The sequence below is a fragment of the Cupriavidus pauculus genome, from assembly GCF_008693385.1.
GTDB lineage: Bacteria > Pseudomonadota > Gammaproteobacteria > Burkholderiales > Burkholderiaceae > Cupriavidus > Cupriavidus pauculus_D.
This window is the reverse complement of record NZ_CP044067.1, coordinates 524,942-540,943: the sequence shown is the minus strand read 5'-3', so window position 1 is coordinate 540,943 and position 16,002 is coordinate 524,942. Positions and strand designations below refer to the sequence as shown.

9 protein-coding genes are annotated in these 16,002 nt (G+C 68.2%); 6 read left to right on the top strand and 3 right to left on the bottom strand.

The genetic code is table 11. The annotated features are described in order from the left end of the window. Position 1: 1 nt before the first annotated feature. Both FOB72_RS20705 and FOB72_RS20700 read right to left on the bottom strand, forming a co-directional pair. Entirely contained in the window at positions 2-2,227 is a 2,226-nt protein-coding gene (locus FOB72_RS20705; protein ID WP_223851726.1) for a MacB family efflux pump subunit, read from the bottom strand. Then, the gene (locus tag FOB72_RS20700; RefSeq protein WP_150374591.1) at positions 2,221-3,417 is read right to left on the bottom strand and encodes an efflux RND transporter periplasmic adaptor subunit; all 1,197 of its coding nucleotides are present in this window, start codon (positions 3,415-3,417) and stop codon (positions 2,221-2,223) included. Before FOB72_RS20700 ends, FOB72_RS20705 begins: the two co-directional genes overlap by 7 nt. A 207-nt stretch (positions 3,418-3,624) precedes the next feature. Between FOB72_RS20700 and uvrA the strand changes: the two genes are divergently transcribed. Beyond that, positions 3,625-9,531, top strand: coding sequence for an excinuclease ABC subunit UvrA (gene uvrA, locus FOB72_RS20695; protein ID WP_191002366.1), 5,907 nt, complete (start codon positions 3,625-3,627; stop codon positions 9,529-9,531). Positions 9,532-9,584: 53 nt separating this feature from the next. Here the strand turns inward: uvrA and FOB72_RS20690 are convergent, their stop codons facing one another. Then, positions 9,585-11,048: an efflux transporter outer membrane subunit gene (locus FOB72_RS20690; RefSeq protein WP_150374590.1), complete on the bottom strand. Its 1,464-nt coding sequence runs from the start codon at positions 11,046-11,048 to the stop codon at positions 9,585-9,587. Between the two features lie 112 nt (positions 11,049-11,160). On the opposite strand from FOB72_RS20690, the gene FOB72_RS20685 reads away from it, so the two are divergent. The 5 genes from FOB72_RS20685 (at position 11,161) to FOB72_RS20665 (ending at position 15,923) form a co-directional block, all read left to right on the top strand. Next, the gene (locus FOB72_RS20685; protein WP_150374589.1) at positions 11,161-12,258 is read left to right on the top strand and encodes an HlyD family secretion protein; all 1,098 of its coding nucleotides are present in this window, start codon (positions 11,161-11,163) and stop codon (positions 12,256-12,258) included. A 116-nt stretch (positions 12,259-12,374) separates the two neighbouring features. After that, entirely contained in the window at positions 12,375-13,883 is a 1,509-nt protein-coding gene (locus tag FOB72_RS20680; RefSeq protein ID WP_411859894.1) for a DHA2 family efflux MFS transporter permease subunit, read from the top strand. A gap of 75 nt (positions 13,884-13,958) precedes the next feature. Next, entirely contained in the window at positions 13,959-14,459 is a 501-nt protein-coding gene (locus FOB72_RS20675; RefSeq protein ID WP_150374587.1) for a winged helix-turn-helix transcriptional regulator, read from the top strand. A gap of 95 nt (positions 14,460-14,554) precedes the next feature. Then, positions 14,555-14,992 carry a short-chain fatty acid transporter gene (locus tag FOB72_RS20670; protein ID WP_150374586.1) on the top strand — a complete coding sequence of 146 codons (438 nt, stop codon included), beginning with the start codon at positions 14,555-14,557 and terminating at the stop codon, positions 14,990-14,992. Between the two features lie 40 nt (positions 14,993-15,032). Next, the gene (locus FOB72_RS20665) at positions 15,033-15,923 is read left to right on the top strand and encodes a LysR family transcriptional regulator (protein WP_150374585.1); all 891 of its coding nucleotides are present in this window, start codon (positions 15,033-15,035) and stop codon (positions 15,921-15,923) included. Positions 15,924-16,002: the final 79 nt, after the last annotated feature.

The window sequence follows — 16,002 nt, the reverse complement described above, 5'->3', positions numbered from 1 at the left end:
GTCAATCGCTCGCCAGCGCCGTGACCGGATCCAGCCGTGCCGCCTGCCGCGCGGGCATAAAGCCGAATACGAGCCCCGTAAACAGCGCGCATGCGAACGCGCCGAGCATCGCGCGCGCGGAGAAGATCACGGGCACTTCCCAATGCAGCAGCGTGAGCCCGATCACCACGCCAATCAGCACGCCGGCCAGCCCGCCGACGAGCGTCACGGTGATGGCCTCGGTCAGGAACTGCCGCTGGATATCGCGCTGCCGGGCGCCGGCGGCCATGCGTATGCCGATTTCGCGCGTCCGCTCCTTGACCGTCACGAGCATGATGTTCATTACGCCGATGCCACCGACCACCAGCGAGATCGCGGCCACGAGCCCCAGCATGATCGTCATCGTCTGCTGCGTCTCGGTCTGCGCCCGCAGCGAGGCGGCGCGGTTGTAGACGCGGAAGTCCCGCACGCGATGCGTGGCTTCGAGCGCATCGCCGATCTGTTTGGTCACGCCCTCGGCGTTGTCGATATCGTCCACGAGCACCGTGATCCAGTTCAGGTTCATCGTGCCCAGTACGCGGCGCGCCCCCGTGGCATACGGAATCAGCACCACGTCGTCATCGTCGGCATCGCCCGACGTGGCGCCTTTCTCCTCGAGTTCGCCGATCACCTGGAACGGCACGTTATTGACGAGCACATAGGCGCCGAGCGGACTGGCATCGCCGAACATCCGCTCGCGCGTCTTCTTGCCGAGCAGGATCACCGTGGCCAGGTTGCGCTCGTCCTGATCGGTGAAGAACAACCCGCGCGAGACGTTCCAGTTGAGCGCGCGCCGTGCGTCGGTGGTGACGGCCATGGCGTTGACGAACGAGTCGACATTGCCTGCCCTGAGCGTGACCTTGTTGCGCAGGATCGGCGTGGCGCTCGCCACATGGGGCAGTTGCCGGATGGTGCGGACATCGGCTTCGGTCAGCACGCCGCCGGGACCGCGCGAGGCATCGCCGCCGGGTACGACATACAGGCGGTTGGTGCCGAAGCTTGCGATCTTGGCGATGACTTTTTCCTGCGTGCCCGCGCCGATGGCCAGCATCACGATGACCGATGCCACGCCGATGATGATGCCGAGCAGCGTGAGGGCGGTGCGGAAGCGGTTGGTCCACATCACGGTCCATGCGGCCGCGAAGGCTTCGCGCATATCGGTCCAGGGCCGCGCGGTATGGGCGATGCCGGCCGCCATGGCCGCGCGGAAGCGGCGCGGGTCGAGGGAGGCGGGCATTGTCGTGCGCGGGGTGGGGTCGGGCTTGTCCCGCGGGCCGCGGGCACCGCTGTCGGAGACGATCTGGCCGTCGCGGATTTCGACGATGCGGCGGGCCTGCGCGGCCACGGCGCGGTCGTGCGTGATCAGGATGACGGTATGGCCGGCGTCGGCGAGTTCGCGCAGTAGCGCGACGACTTCGGCGCCGCTGCGGCTGTCGAGCGCGCCGGTCGGCTCGTCGGCGAGGATGACGTGGCCGCCGTTCATGAGGGCGCGCGCGATCGAGACGCGTTGCTGCTGGCCGCCGGAGAGCTGGCCGGGGCGGAATGTGGCGCGGTCTGCGAGGCCGAGTTGCGCGAGCAAGGCCGAGGCGCGGCGCTCGCGTTCGGCGAGGCCCGCGCCGGCGTAGACGGCCGGCATTTCGACATTGCGCTGGGCGTCGAGGGAACGGACGAGGTGGTAGCCCTGGAAGACAAAACCGAACGCCTCGCGCCGCAGCCAGGCGAGTTCGTCGGGGCCGAGGTCGGCGATATCGTGGCCCGCGAAGCGATAATGCCCGGCGGTCGGCCGGTCGAGGCAGCCGAGGATATGCATGAGGGTGGACTTGCCGGAGCCCGAGGCGCCCACGATGGCGACGAACTCGCCGGCGGCGATATCGAGGGAGATGCCGCGCAGCACGTCGGTGGCGGGGCCGGCGTCGGTGCTTGGGTATGCGCGGCGGACATTACGGAGCGAGATCAGCGGCGCGGCGATGGGCGCGTCGCTCCGGTTCGCCGCGCCGGCTGATCTGTCGGCATCCGCACCCACGACCGCATCGCGCGCGGTGTCCGTGTCCACCGTGGCATCGTGCTCGGCCAGCGCGCCGGGCGACGCGATCGGCCCGCGTTTGGCCCCGCCGGCCCCGCCGGCCCCGCCGGTCTCGGCGGCGCGAGTGGGGCCGCGCCGGCGCTCGCCGGGCGGGTCCATCCAGTCGCGCGCCACCCCATCTACCATCGGAATCTCCCATCCGCCATCCGCTCATAGCGTACGCCGGTCACGAGCCTTTCGCCTTCCTTCAGTCCCGACACCACCTCCGCGCTGAGCCGGTCGCGCACGCCTGTGGCCACCTGGCGGTCGGCGATCCTGCCGTCCGCGCCGAGCACGCGCGCCGTGTAGCGCCCCGGCTGCCCGTTCACGGGCTGCAGCGCGGGCAACGGTGCCACGAGCACATTGCTCACGCTCGCGGCGACGAAGAACACCTGCGCGCTCATCTGCGGCATCAGCGCGCGGTCCCCGTTATCGACGTCGAACAGCACCGTATACAGCACGACCTTGCCCGCGGGAGACGCCGCCGCTGCCGCGCCGGCAGCCGGTGCCGGACCCGCAGGCGTCGGGGGCGCCGGCAGGATCTGCCGGACCTTGCCCGTCCACCGCCGCGCGGCACCCTCGCCATCCTGCACCCCGAGCGTCGTGAAATACACGCTCATCCCGGGCCGCACCCGCCGCACATCGGCCTCCGACACTTCGGTCCAGACCGTCATCGCGGACAGGTCCGCAATGCGCAGGATGGTCGGCGTCTGGTACGTGGCATTGAGCGTCTGCCCCTCCCGCGCATCGAGCGTGACGACCGTGCCGGCAATCGGCGCAAAAATCCGCGTATAACCCAGCTGCGCCTCGTCGCCCTTGAGCTGCGACGACGCGCCGTCGATCTGCGCGCGCAGATTGTCGATCCGGGCCAGCGCCACCCGCAACGCTGCCTCGGCCGTCTGCACATCCTCGTCGCGGGTAGAGCCATCACGCGCCATGCTGCGCTGCCGCTCGGCCTGCTGGCGCGCAAGATCGCGCTGCGCATACTGCTCGGCCAGCTGCGCCCGCAGGCTCGCCAGCGTCGCGCGCGTGGCATCCACACGCGCCTGCTGCACGGAAGGATCGATCTCGACGAGCAGTTGCCCCCTGGTCACGGCGTCGCCGGGCTGCACATGGATGCGCCGGATCGCTCCGGACGCCTGCGCGCCCACATCGACATAGCTGCGCGGCTGCAGGATCCCCAGCGCGGTCACGCTGGATTCGATGTCGCCCCGCGTGACCGGAACCGTATCGACGATTTCGGTCGGCCGCAGCAGCCACCACCAAAGCCCCGCCACCAGCAGGGCGAACAGGGCGAATAACGTGGCAGGACGCTGCAGCAGAGGCGGGATTTTCATGGTCGACCGGATGATGCAACAGGATTGTTGCGCACTCAAGGCTCGCGGGGTACGGGCGCGACCGGCCTTGTGATAACTGTATGAACATACAGTATAGTGGCGGGATGCCTTCGGCCCCGTCCGGCACGCCCGCGACCCGAAAGCCCTTGCAATATTCGTAGAAATAACTTCAGAAATTCATCTTAACCAGTTGAATTGGTGGATAAATTGGCAGAATCCGATCACACCGGCGGTCCCCTCGGCGGTACCATTCGCATCCGCGGCGCACGTCAGCACAATCTCAAGAACATCGATCTCGACCTCCACACGGGCCAGATGACCGTGGTAACCGGTCCGTCGGGCTCGGGCAAGTCGAGCCTCGTGTTCGACACGCTGTACGCCGAAGGCCAGCGCCGCTACGTGGAGACCTTCAGCGCCTATGCGCGCCAGTTCCTCGACCGCATGGACCGCCCGCAGGTGGACAAGGTCGATGGCGTCCCGCCGGCGATCGCGATCGACCAGACCAACCCCGTACGCAGTTCGCGCTCCACGGTCGGCACGATGACCGAGCTCAACGACCACCTGAAGCTGCTCTACGCGCGGGCGTCCGAACTGTTCGACCGCCAGACGGCGCTGCCCGTGCGCCACGACTCGCCGGAGACGATCTACGAGGAACTGGTGGCCCGCACGGCCGAAGGCCAGCCGTTCCACGACGCGCGGCTCGTGGTCACGTTCCCGGTGGAACTCCCCGAGTCGGCCACGGAAGAGGAAGTCCAGCAGTGGCTGTCCGTAAGCGGCTATACCCGCGTGCATGGCCAGCGCATCGTCGCGTCCCCGACCGGCGCGCGCAAGATGCTCGACGTGGTGGCGGACCGGTTCCGCATCGGCAACGTGGACCGCGCACGCGCGGTGGAAGCCATCGAGGCCTCGCTCAAGCGCGGCGCCGGGCGCGTGAGCGTGCAGGTGGTCACGGACGATGGCGACGGCCCGGTCTGGCGGTTCTCGACCGGCCTGCATAGCCCCGAAAGCGATATCCGTTACGCCGACCCGCAGCCCGCGCTGTTCTCGTTCAACTCGGCCTACGGCGCGTGCGAGACCTGCCGCGGCTTCGGCCGCGTGATCGGCGTCGATCTGGGCCTGGTCATTCCCGATGCGCGCAAGTCGCTGCGCGACGGCGCCATCAAGCCGATGCAGACGCCCGCGTGGAAGGAGTGCCAGGACGACCTGATGCGCTACGCGGCCAAGGCCGGCATTCCGCGCGACGTGGCCTGGAGCCAGCTGACCGATGCCGAGAAGCACTGGGTCATCCACGGCTCGCCGGACTGGAACGGCCAGTGGAACAAGCAGTGGTACGGCGTGATGCGGTTCTTCGACTATCTGGAGTCGAAGGCCTACAAGATGCATATCCGCGTGCTGCTGTCGAAGTACCGCAGCTACACGCCGTGCGAGACCTGCGGCGGCGCGCGGCTCAAGACCGAGTCGATGCTCTGGCGCCTGGGCTCGAAGACCAATGCCGATGCCGTGCTGCCGCCGGCCGACCGTTTTCTGCCGCGCGGCGTGGACTGGGACCGCAGCCAGCTGGAGTCGCTGCCGGGCCTGACCGTGCACGACCTCATGCTGATGCCGATTGCGCGCATCCGCCGGTTCTTCGACGACCTGACCCTGCCGAGCACGCTGCTCGACGACGCGCTCAAGCTGCTGCTGGCGGAAGTCCGCACGCGGCTCAAGTACCTCTGCGACGTCGGCCTCGGCTATCTGACGCTCGATCGCCAGAGCCGCACGCTGTCCGGCGGCGAGGTCCAGCGGATCAACCTGACCACGGCGCTCGGCACCTCGCTCGTCAATACGCTTTTCGTGCTCGACGAGCCGAGCATCGGGCTGCATCCGCGCGATCTGAACCGCATCGTGGAGGCCATGCACCGGCTCCGCGACGCGGGCAATACGCTCGTGGTGGTCGAGCACGATCCGTCCGTGATGCTCGCGGCCGATCGTCTGATCGACATGGGGCCGGGACCCGGCGAACGCGGCGGCTCGATTATTTTCGACGGCACGCCCGAGGCCATCCGCAAGGAACGCACGCTGACCGGCGACTACCTCGGCGGCCGCCGGCGCGTGGCCGACGCTTCGAGCTGGCAGCCGCGTCCGGTGGATGGCAAGACGCCGCGCATCGTGCTGGAAGGCGCGACGGAACACAATCTGCGCGACGTCACGGTCGAGATCCCGCTGGAGCGGCTGGTCTGTGTGACGGGCGTGTCCGGCTCGGGCAAATCGACGCTGCTGCAGGACGTGCTGTATCCCGCGATGGCGCGCCATTTCGGCAAGGCCACGGAGTCGCCGGGCGCGCACCGCGCGCTGATCGGCGCGGACCAGGCCGATGACGTGGTGTTCGTCGATCAGTCGCCGATCGGCAAGACCGCGCGCTCGAATCCGGCCAGCTACGTGGGCGCGTTCGACGAGATCCGCAAGCTGTTCGCCAAGGCGCCGCTGGCGCTGCAGCGCGGGTACACCGCGGGCACGTTCAGCTTCAACTCGGGCGACGGCCGTTGCCCGACCTGCGGCGGCTCGGGCTTCGAGCACGTGGAAATGCAGTTCCTGAGCGATGTTTACCTGCGCTGCCCCGATTGCGACGGCACGCGGTATCGCCCCGAGGTCCTCGAGGTCAAGATCAACCGCGCCATCTGGAACGAACCCGCGCGCGCGCTGAGCGTGGCCGACGTGCTGGAGTTGACCGTGAGCGAGGCCACCGCGCTGTTCGCGGGAGATCCGGCCGTCCTGCGCGTGCTCGAACCGATCGCCGACGTGGGCCTCGAGTACGTCAAGCTGGGCCAGCCCGTGCCGACGCTCTCGGGCGGCGAGGCGCAGCGCCTCAAGCTCGCGGGCTTCCTCGCGGAAACCGCGCAGGCGGCGCCGGCCGGCCGTGGCGGGCGCGTGACGAAGCAGCCCAAGGTGCCGAAGCGGCTGTTCATGTTCGACGAGCCGACCACGGGTTTGCATTTCGAGGACATTGCCAAGCTGATGGGCGCGTTCGGCAAGCTGCTCGACGGCGGCCATTCGCTGATCGTGATCGAGCACAACCTCGACGTGATTCGCGCGGCGGACTGGCTGATCGACCTCGGTCCCGAGGGCGGCGATGCCGGTGGCGAGGTCGTGTGCGTGGGGACGCCCGAGGACGTCAAGCGCTGCGAGGCCTCGCATACGGGACAGGCGTTGATCCACTATGACGCGGCGCTCGGCGAATCCGGAACGCTCGCGGCGGAACGCGCGGAGGCAGCGGACGCGCAGGGCAAACCGTTGCAAACGGCGTTGCAGGCCGCCCGCGCGCGGCGCGCCGTGGAGGGCGAGAACGTCGTGCGCATCGTCAATGCGCACGAGCACAACCTCAAGGCGCTCAACGTCGATATTCCGCACGGCAAGTTCAACGTGATTACCGGCGTGTCCGGCTCCGGCAAATCGACGCTGGCGTTCGACATCCTGTTCCATGAAGGACAGCGGCGCTATCTGGAATCCTTCAACGCCTATGCGCGGTCCATCGTGCAGCCGGCGGGCCGGCCCGAGGTCGATGCGGTGTACGGCATTCCGCCGACCGTGGCCATCGAGCAGCGGCTGTCGCGCGGCGGGCGCAAGAGTACCGTCGCGACGACGTCCGAGGTGTGGCACTTCCTGCGGCTGCTGTACGTCAAGCTCGGTATCCAGCATTGCGTGCACGACGGCGCGCCGGTGACGTCGCAGAGCCCGGAGTCGATCGCCGCGCAGCTGCTGCGCGACCATCGCGGCCAGCATGTGGGGCTGCTGGCGCCGCTCGTGGTCAACCGCAAGGGCGTCTATACCGACCTCGCCAAGTGGGCGAAGGCGCGTGGCAACACGCATCTGCGCGTCGATGGAGAGTTCCTGCCCGTGGACCCGTGGCCGCGGCTGGACCGGTTCCGCGAACATACGATCGAGCTGCCCGTGGGCGACCTCGTGATCTCGCCGGACAACGAGGCGCAGCTGCGCGCGTTGCTGGGCCAGGCGCTGGAGCTCGGCAAGGGCGTGATGCATTTGCTGGCGCCGCTCGACGGGCTGCACGATGCGCTGCAGGGCGGCAAGGGCACGCGCCATGTCGGCGATACCAAGGTGTTCTCGACGCGGCGCGCATGCCCGGTCTGTGGTACGAGCTATCCCGAACTCGATCCGCGCATGTTCTCGTACAACAGCAAGCATGGCTGGTGCACGACGTGCGTCGGCACGGGGCTGGCGCTGACGCGCGAGCAGCGTGCCGTGTATGACGACACGGTGCTGGGCAGCAGCGACGAACGCGGCCGCGAGCAGAGCCTGCCGTCAGAGGAGCAGGAACCCGAAGGCGTGGTCGATACGCCGTGCGCCGATTGCGGCGGCGCGCGTCTGAACCCGGTATCGCGCGCGGTCACGTTCGATACGCAGCCGATTACCGACGTGGCGCAATGGACCGTGTCCGATACGCGGCGTTGGGTCGATGGCCTGCGCCTGACGGGCCGCGATGCGGAAATCGCGCGCGACGTGGTCAGCGAGATCGGCAGCCGGCTGCAGTTCCTGGAAGAGGTGGGCCTCGGCTACCTGAGCCTCGACCGCGCGGCGCCGAGTCTTTCCGGCGGCGAGGCGCAGCGGATTCGTCTGGCCGCGCAACTGGGCAGCAATCTGCAGGGCGTCTGCTACGTGCTGGACGAGCCGACCATCGGCCTGCATCCGCGCGACAACCAGATCCTGCTCGATGCGCTGCGCAAGCTCGGCGACAAGGGCAATACGCTCGTGGTGGTCGAACATGACGAGGATACGATCCGCCGTGCCGACCACATCATCGATATCGGGCCGGGCGCGGGCAAGCGCGGTGGCACGCTGGTCGCGCAGGGTGGCGCCGAGGCGCTGGCCGCGGCGCCCGATTCCACGACCGGGCAATTCCTCGCGCATCCGATCGTGCATCCGTTGCAGCCGCGGCGGACCGTACGGCCGGCGCGCGCGGGCAAGCCGGCCGAGCCCGAACAGTGGCTGACCGTGCAGGGCGCGAATCTGCATAACCTCAAGGATGTGACGGCGCGGATTCCGCTGTCGCGGCTCGTGGCGATTACCGGGGTATCGGGCTCGGGCAAGTCCACGCTGGCGCGCGATGTGCTGATGGCCAACCTGCTCGATGCGGTGGGGCGTTCGGTGATGTCGTCGCCGGCCACGCGGCGGGCGCGCGCGGCGGCCGAGAAGGCGGGCAAGCCGACGGCCACGCGGTCGCTGAGCGTCGAGCATGCCTGGCATGGCTGCGACGCCATTACGGGCTGGGAGTCGATCGATCGCGTGCTCGAGGTCGATCAGACGCCGATCGGCAAGACGCCGCGCTCGTGTCCCGCGACCTATATCGGCGTATGGGACGCGATCCGCAAGCTGTTTGCCGAAACGCTCGAGGCCAAGGCGCGCGGCTACACGGCCTCGCGGTTCTCGTTCAATACGGGGCAGGGACGTTGCCCGGCATGCGAGGGCCAGGGGGTGCGCACGATCGGCATGAGCTTCCTGCCCGATGTGAAGGTGCCTTGCGACGTCTGCCATGGCCAGCGCTTCAATCCGGAAACGCTTGCCGTGACCTGGCGCGGCCGCAATATCGGCGAAGTGCTTACGATGGAAATCGACGAGGCCGTCGAGTTCTTCGGCGCGCTGACGCAGATCTCGCATCCGCTGCAGCTGATGAAGGACGTGGGGCTCGGCTATCTGACGCTGGGGCAGCCTTCACCGACGCTGTCGGGCGGAGAGGCCCAGCGGATCAAGCTCGTGACCGAACTGTCGAAGGTGCGGGACGACATCACGCGCCGGGGACAGAAGGCACCGCATACGCTGTATGTGCTCGACGAACCGACGGTGGGGCTCCATATGGCCGACGTGGCGCGGCTGATTCGCGTGCTGCACCGGTTGACCGATGGCGGCCACAGCGTGGTGGTGATCGAGCACGACCTCGACGTGATTGCCGAGGCGGACTGGATCATCGATCTGGGGCCCGAGGGCGGTGCGGGGGGCGGGACGATCGTGGGGGCCTCGGACCCCGAGGCGCTCTCGCGCAACGCGGCCAGCCATACGGGAGCCGCGTTGGTGCCGGTGCTCGCGCGGGAGGCGGCAGGCGAGGCACGGAAGGTCATGCCCTGATCGTTGCCGAGGCTCTTGGCCGGGGGCGTGGCTCCCGGCCAGTCGGTACCCGATTACCAACCGCCGCCCAGCGCGCGGAACGTCGCGACGGCCGCGCGAGCGTTGTCGGCCACGACTCGCGCCTGCTCGTCGCGCGCCGTCAATAGCAACCGGTCTTCCTCGAGTACCTCGTACAGGCTGACCGCACCCCCCTTGTACGCGTCTTCCGACGCATTGCGCGCCCGCAGGTGCGCATCGACTTCCGTCCCGAGCTCCTTTGACTGGCTCTCCAGTTGCGTCAGCGTGACGATCGCGTTCTCGACGTCTTCGGTCGCGCGCAGCATCGACTGGCGGTAGTTGGCCAGTGCCTCGGCATTCGCGCCCTTTGCCTGCTTTACCTCCGCGTCCACGCGCCCGAAATCGAACAACCGCCAGCGCAGGCCCGCGGCTGCGGTCGGCTGAAAGGCCTTTGCCGTAAACAGCGTGTTGGCCTGCAGGCTTTCGAACCCGAGCAAGCCGGAGATCGACACCTTTGGGTAGTACTCGGCCGTGGCCACGCCGATTCGCGCGTTGGCCGCGGCCACGCGCCGCTCGGCGGCGATCACGTCGGGACGGCGGCGCAGCAGCGCGACGGGGCCCTCGGCGGCCGAAATGGCGGGCACCACCGCGGTGGTCGCCGCGACCGACCCGTCCGAGTCGAGTTCGCGTGCATAGGTGCCGGGCTCGGCGCCCATCAGCACATCGAGCCGGTTCAGCTGGGTCTGCAGCGCGATGCGCAACGGGGGCACCGTGGTGCGGGCCTGTGCGACCAGCGCTTCCGCCTGCGCGACCTCGCGTATCGCGGCCAGGCCGTCCTGTTGACGCAGCCTGACGAGTTCGAGCAGCCGTCCGTTGGTGGCGATCTGGTCTTCGGCAATCGCAATGCGTCGTTGCGCGCCGCGAATGCGGAAATAGGCATCGGCGGCCTCGGCGGCCACCGTCACGCGCACGCCGAGGTGCTCGGCTTCCGCGGCTTCGGCCTCCGCGCCGGCCGCTTCGGCACCGCGCCGCAGGCCGCCGGCCACGTCGATCTCCCAGCTTGCGGCCGCGCCCACGTCATAGAGCGCGATGCTCCGGCGGTCGCCCTGCAACGCATTGCTGATCTTGCCGATCGGGTTCACCAGCGACTGGCGCTGCTTGACCACGCTGGCGTCGAAACTGCCTTGCGGCAGCAGCGCCGCGCCGGCTTCCTGCGCCACGGCGCGGGCCTGTTCCACGCGGGCGACGGCGGCTGCCAGATCGAGGTTCTGATTCAGCGCGCGCTGGACCATACGCGTGAGCGTGGGGTCGTCGAAGCCGAGCCACCACGTGTCGAGCGACGGCGCGGGCGCGGCCGCGGCGCGCGCGGCGAGCACGTCGGCGTGCGGGTAGGCCGCGGACGGGGCGAGCTCCGGCTTGCGATAGTCGGGGCCGACCGCGCAGCCGGCCAGCGACAGCGTCGCGGCGGCGAGCAAGGCGGCGCGTAGGGACATGGCGGCGGGATGCAACGACAGGTTCATGGGCGATCCGATTTAGTTACTTGCATAGTGCTAGTAACAACTCTATACTAACTTTCAACTTGATAGCAACTCGAATTTCATTTCACCCAATCCGGCAGGAAGGACACCACCCATGACGACCAGCACCGCCGCCGAGCGCGCCCCTTCGGACTCCGCCAATGCCTCGCGTGCCCGGCCCGGCGCCAAGCGCCTCGCGACCATCGCCGCGCTCGCGATTGCCGGTGCCGGCGTCGTCGCCTACGGCGCGCACTGGTGGACCGCGGGGCGCTTTATCGAGGAAACCGACGATGCCTATGTCGGCGGCGACGTCACGGTCGTCGGCACCAAGGTGGCCGGCTATATCACCGAGGTCGCGGTGACCGACAACCAGACCGTCCACGCCGGCGACCTGCTCGCGCGCATCGACGACCGCGACTATCGCGCGGTGCTTGCGCGTGCGGAGGGCGCCGTGGCCGCGCAGGAAGCGCTGCTGGCCAATCTCGACGCCAACCAGCGCCTGCAGCAGGCCGTGATCGGCCAGGCCCGTGCCGGCGTGGCGGCCACCGATGCGGAGACCGTGCGCGCACGCGACGATCAGCGCCGCTACGCGAGCCTCGTCGCCAAGCAGGCGGTATCCACGCAGAGTTCGGAGAAGGCCGACGCCGATTACAAGCAATCGGTGGCCAACGGCCAGAAGGCGCAGGCGGCACTGGTCGCCGCGGAACGCCAGCTCGACGTGATCGGCACGCAGAAGCAGCAGGCGCAGGCCGCGCTCGCACAGGCAATCGCGGAGCGCGACCTCGCACGCCTCAATGTCGGCTACACCGAGCTGCGCGCCCCCGTGGACGGCACCATCGGCAACCGCCGCGCGCGCGTCGGCGCGTATGCGGCCAGCGGTTCGCAGCTGATGTCCGTGGTGCCGGCAGCGGGGCTCTGGATCGATGCCAACTACAAGGAAAGCCAGCTTGCGCATATGCAGCCGGGCATGCCCGTGACCATCCGCGCCGACGTATTGCCGGGCCGCGTCTTCCACGGACATCTCGGCAGCCTGGCGCCCGCCACGGGCGCGCAGTTCAGCGTGCTGCCGCCCGAGAACGCCACGGGTAACTTCACGAAGATCGTGCAGCGCGTGCCCGTGCGCGTATTGCTCGATGACGCCGATGCGCGGCTGGGCCTGCTCCGTCCAGGCCTGTCGGTGACGGCCGAGGTCGATACCAAGGTGAAGTCGTGAGCAGCGCGGTCGTTGCGCAGCCGCCGGCCCAGCCGCAGCCCCCGCTGGCGCCGATCAGGCAGATCGTCCCGGCCAGCGAGCTTTCCACGGGCGCCAAGATCTTCGCGTTCGCGACGATGTGCGTGGGCATGTTCATCGCGCTGCTGGACATCCAGATCGTCTCGGCATCGCTGCGCGATATCGGCGGTGGACTCTCGGCCGGTACCGACGAAACGGTCTGGGTGCAGACCGCCTATCTGATTGCCGAGATCGTCGTCATCCCGCTCTCGGGCTGGCTCGCCCGCGTGATGTCGACACGGTGGCTGTTTGCCGCGTCCGCGGCAGGTTTCACGGTTGCTTCGATGCTGTGCGGCCTTGCGTGGAATATCCAGAGCATGATCGCGTTCCGCGCGCTGCAGGGCTTTCTCGGCGGCTCGATGATCCCGATGGTGTTCACCACCGCGTTCGTCTTTTTCGCGGGGCCGCAGCGCGTGATCGCGGCCGCCACGGTAGGCGGCCTCTCGTCGCTCGCGCCGACGCTGGGCCCGACCGTCGGGGGCTGGATCACCGACAACTTCTCGTGGCACTGGCTGTTCTTCATCAACCTGATTCCCGGCATCTTCGTGGCCGTCGCGGTGCCGATGTTCGTCAAGATCGACAAGCCCGACCTCAAGCTGCTGCGCGGCGCCGACTACCTCGGCATGATCCTGCTCGCCGCGTTTCTCGGCTGCCTCGAATACACGCTGGAAGAGGGGCCACGGTGGGACTGGTTCGGCGACGACACGATTCTCGCCACGGCGTGGATCGCCGGTATCTCGGGGGTGGCCTTCCTGTGGCGCTCGCTGTCCTATGCGAACCCCGTCGTCGATCTGCGCGCATTGAAGGAGCGGACGTTCGCGATCGGCTGTCTGCTGTCGTTCATCACGGGCATCGGCATCTTCGCGACGATCTATCTGACGCCGCTGTTCCTGGGCCGTGTGCGCGGCTTCAGCGCGCTGGAGATCGGCCTCGCGGTGTTTTCCACGGGGCTGTTCCAGGTCGCGTCCATTCCGCTGTACACGTACCTGGGCAATCGCGTCGATCTGCGCATCCTGCTCGTGGTGGGGCTGAGCCTGTTCGGGCTGTCGATGTGGTGCTTCACGCCGATCACGCACGACTGGGGCTGGCAAGAGTTGCTGCTGCCGCAGGCACTGCGCGGCGCGGCGCAGCAGTTCGCGGTGGCACCGATCGTCACCCTGACGCTGGGCAGCCTGCCGCAGGAGCGGCTCAAGCTCGCGTCGGGGCTGTTCAACCTGATGCGTAACCTCGGTGGCGCCATCGGCATTGCGGCCTGCGCGACGATCATCAACGACCGCACGAACCTCCATTATTTCCGGCTGGCCGAGCACCTCAACAGCACCAACGAGGCGATGACGGGGCTGGTGGATAGCGTGGCGCGCAATTTCGTCGCGGCTGGCTACGATGCCGTCGCCGCGCAGGCAGCGGCATGGAAGCAACTGGCCGCGCTCACGCTGCGCGAGGCGCTGACGCAAACCTTCAGCGATGCCTTTTTCGTGATCATGATCGGCTTCGCGCTGGCGCTGCTGGTCGTGCCGTTCATGAAGAAAGTCGTACCGCCGAAGATGCCATCCGCCGATGCGCATTGACGAGGCAGGTATCATCGGGGGATAACTTTTCGATTGGCGCGCGTCGTTCGTGACGCGCAGGGGAGCGCAAACATCATGCAACGCAAGACATTCCGAAATATGCAATGTCCCATTGCCCGCAGTCTCGAGCGTGTGGGCGAGTGGTGGAGCATTCTGATCCTGCGCGACGCGTTCTACGGCACGACGCGCTTCGACGAATTCCAGCGCAATCTCGATATCGCGCCGAACATGCTCACGCGCCGCCTCAACGCGCTGGTGGAAGAAGGGCTGCTCGAGAAGCGCCAATACTCGGAGCGTCCGCCGCGCTACGAGTACGTGCTGACGCAATGCGGGCGCGACTTCCGTCCCGTGCTGCTCGCGATGCTCGCATGGGGTAACCGGTATTTCGCGCCCGAAGGCGTGAGTGTGCAGCTCGTGGATCGCGAGACCGGGCAGGCCGTCGATCCGGTGCTCGTCGATGCGGCGAGTGGTGAGCAGCTCAAGATGGGCCGTCACGTGGTGGCGGCGGGCCCTGCCGCGAGCGAGCGCACGCGCGCGCGCATTGCGTCCGCGGCCACGCATATGACGGGCACCTGAACGCATTGCGAACGGGCGTCAGGTTGCTCCAAAGGCATTTCTGGCATAGAGTCGATGGGTCGGGCGACTTACGTCCACGATCCTGGAACGACCAGATGTCTCGCTACCTTAAGTCTCAAAGCCTGAGGACCCTGGCCGCAACGCTGACGCTGTCGACGCTCGCCGCCTGTACCTCCACGCCGTTCTTCGACACCCCGGCGCCCGCGCAGCCCCAGCGGCTGCCTGCGCCATCGACCACCACCATCACGCCGCCGCCGGGCAGCGCCGGCCTGAGCCGCGCCACGCTCGAGGCCGCCGGCAATGCGTGCGAGAAGGTCGTCGCCAGCGCCGTCAAGACACGCTATCCGCAACCGGGCAGCGTGATGATGATGCCGGACCGCGAACGCATCTATCAGCAGTCCGCCACGCAGGCGGGCGTCAACGGCGAGGGCACGTTCGAGCCCGATGCGAGCGACGAAGCCATGTCGTTCCGCTACACCTGCCTCTACAACATTCGCACCAACCGCGTCGACGACGTGCAGATGCGGTACTGATGCACGCCGTGGCGTAAGGCATCGAAAGGCTTCACACGGCATGGACCGAATCGACACCATGCGGGTGTTCGTGCGCATCGTCGAGCGCGGCAGCTTTACCGCGGCCGCGCAGGACCTCGACCTGCCACGGTCGACCGTCACCGATGCCATCAAGCAGCTGGAGGCGCGCCTCGGCGTTCGCCTGCTGCAGCGGACCACGCGGCATGTCAGTGCCACGCTCGACGGCGAAGCCTATTTCCAGCGCTGCCGCCGCCTGCTTGCCGATTTCGAGGAGGCCGAGTCCAGCTTCGCGGGCGCAACGCCGAAGGGCGTGCTCCGTGTGGACGTGCATGGCCAGCTCGCGCGGCATTTCCTGCTGCCGGGTCTGCCGGCTTTTCTGGAATGCTTTCCGGGCATCGAACTGCAGCTGAGCGAGGGCGACCGCCTCGTCGATCTCGTGCGCGAGGGGATCGACTGCGTGGTGCGCGCGGGCACGCCGCAGGACAGCGACATGATTGCGCGGCGCGTGGCACAGCTGGAGCAGGTGACATGTGCCTCGCCCGACTACGTGGCGCGCTTCGGCTTGCCGACATCGCTCGACGCGCTCGAGGCGCATCGCATGGTCGGGTTCCGGTCGAGCCTCACCGGCGGGGTGCTGCCGCTCGAGTTCACGGAGAACGGGCAGGTGCGGGAGCTGATGCTGCCCGCGCCGGTATCGATGAGCGGGTCGGATACCGTTGCCGCCGCATGCCGTCTTGGGCTCGGCATGATTCAGGTGCCGCGCTATCGCGTCGCGGCCGAACTGGCGCAGGGTGGACTCGTGGAGCTGCTGCCGCAGTGCCCGCCGCCGCTGATGCCGGTCTCCTTGCTCTACCCGCGCAGCCGCCAGCTGTCGCCGCGCGTGCGGGTGTTTATGGACTGGGTTTCGCGGGAGTTCGCGGAAAAAGCGTGAGGTTTGGGTCACGGGTAGGGATCACCCTGCAAGGCGGCGGTTTTTCACGTATTGTTCGGTTTTGGGAATCGTTGACCCG

What these genes read in the sequence shown, in the direction of transcription:
- FOB72_RS20705 (WP_223851726.1), bottom strand. Translation starts at nt 2,227, where the DNA reads ATGGTAGATGGGGTGGCGCGCGACTGGATGGACCCGCCCGGCGAGCGC.
- FOB72_RS20700 (WP_150374591.1), bottom strand. Translation starts at nt 3,417, where the DNA reads ATGAAAATCCCGCCTCTGCTGCAGCGTCCTGCCACGTTATTCGCCCTG.
- FOB72_RS20690 (WP_150374590.1), bottom strand. Translation starts at nt 11,048, where the DNA reads ATGAACCTGTCGTTGCATCCCGCCGCCATGTCCCTACGCGCCGCCTTG.
- FOB72_RS20685 (WP_150374589.1), top strand. Translation starts at nt 11,161, where the DNA reads ATGACGACCAGCACCGCCGCCGAGCGCGCCCCTTCGGACTCCGCCAAT.
- FOB72_RS20680 (WP_411859894.1), top strand. Translation starts at nt 12,375, where the DNA reads ATGTGCGTGGGCATGTTCATCGCGCTGCTGGACATCCAGATCGTCTCG.
- FOB72_RS20675 (WP_150374587.1), top strand. Translation starts at nt 13,959, where the DNA reads ATGCAACGCAAGACATTCCGAAATATGCAATGTCCCATTGCCCGCAGT.
- FOB72_RS20670 (WP_150374586.1), top strand. Translation starts at nt 14,555, where the DNA reads ATGTCTCGCTACCTTAAGTCTCAAAGCCTGAGGACCCTGGCCGCAACG.
- FOB72_RS20665 (WP_150374585.1), top strand. Translation starts at nt 15,033, where the DNA reads ATGGACCGAATCGACACCATGCGGGTGTTCGTGCGCATCGTCGAGCGC.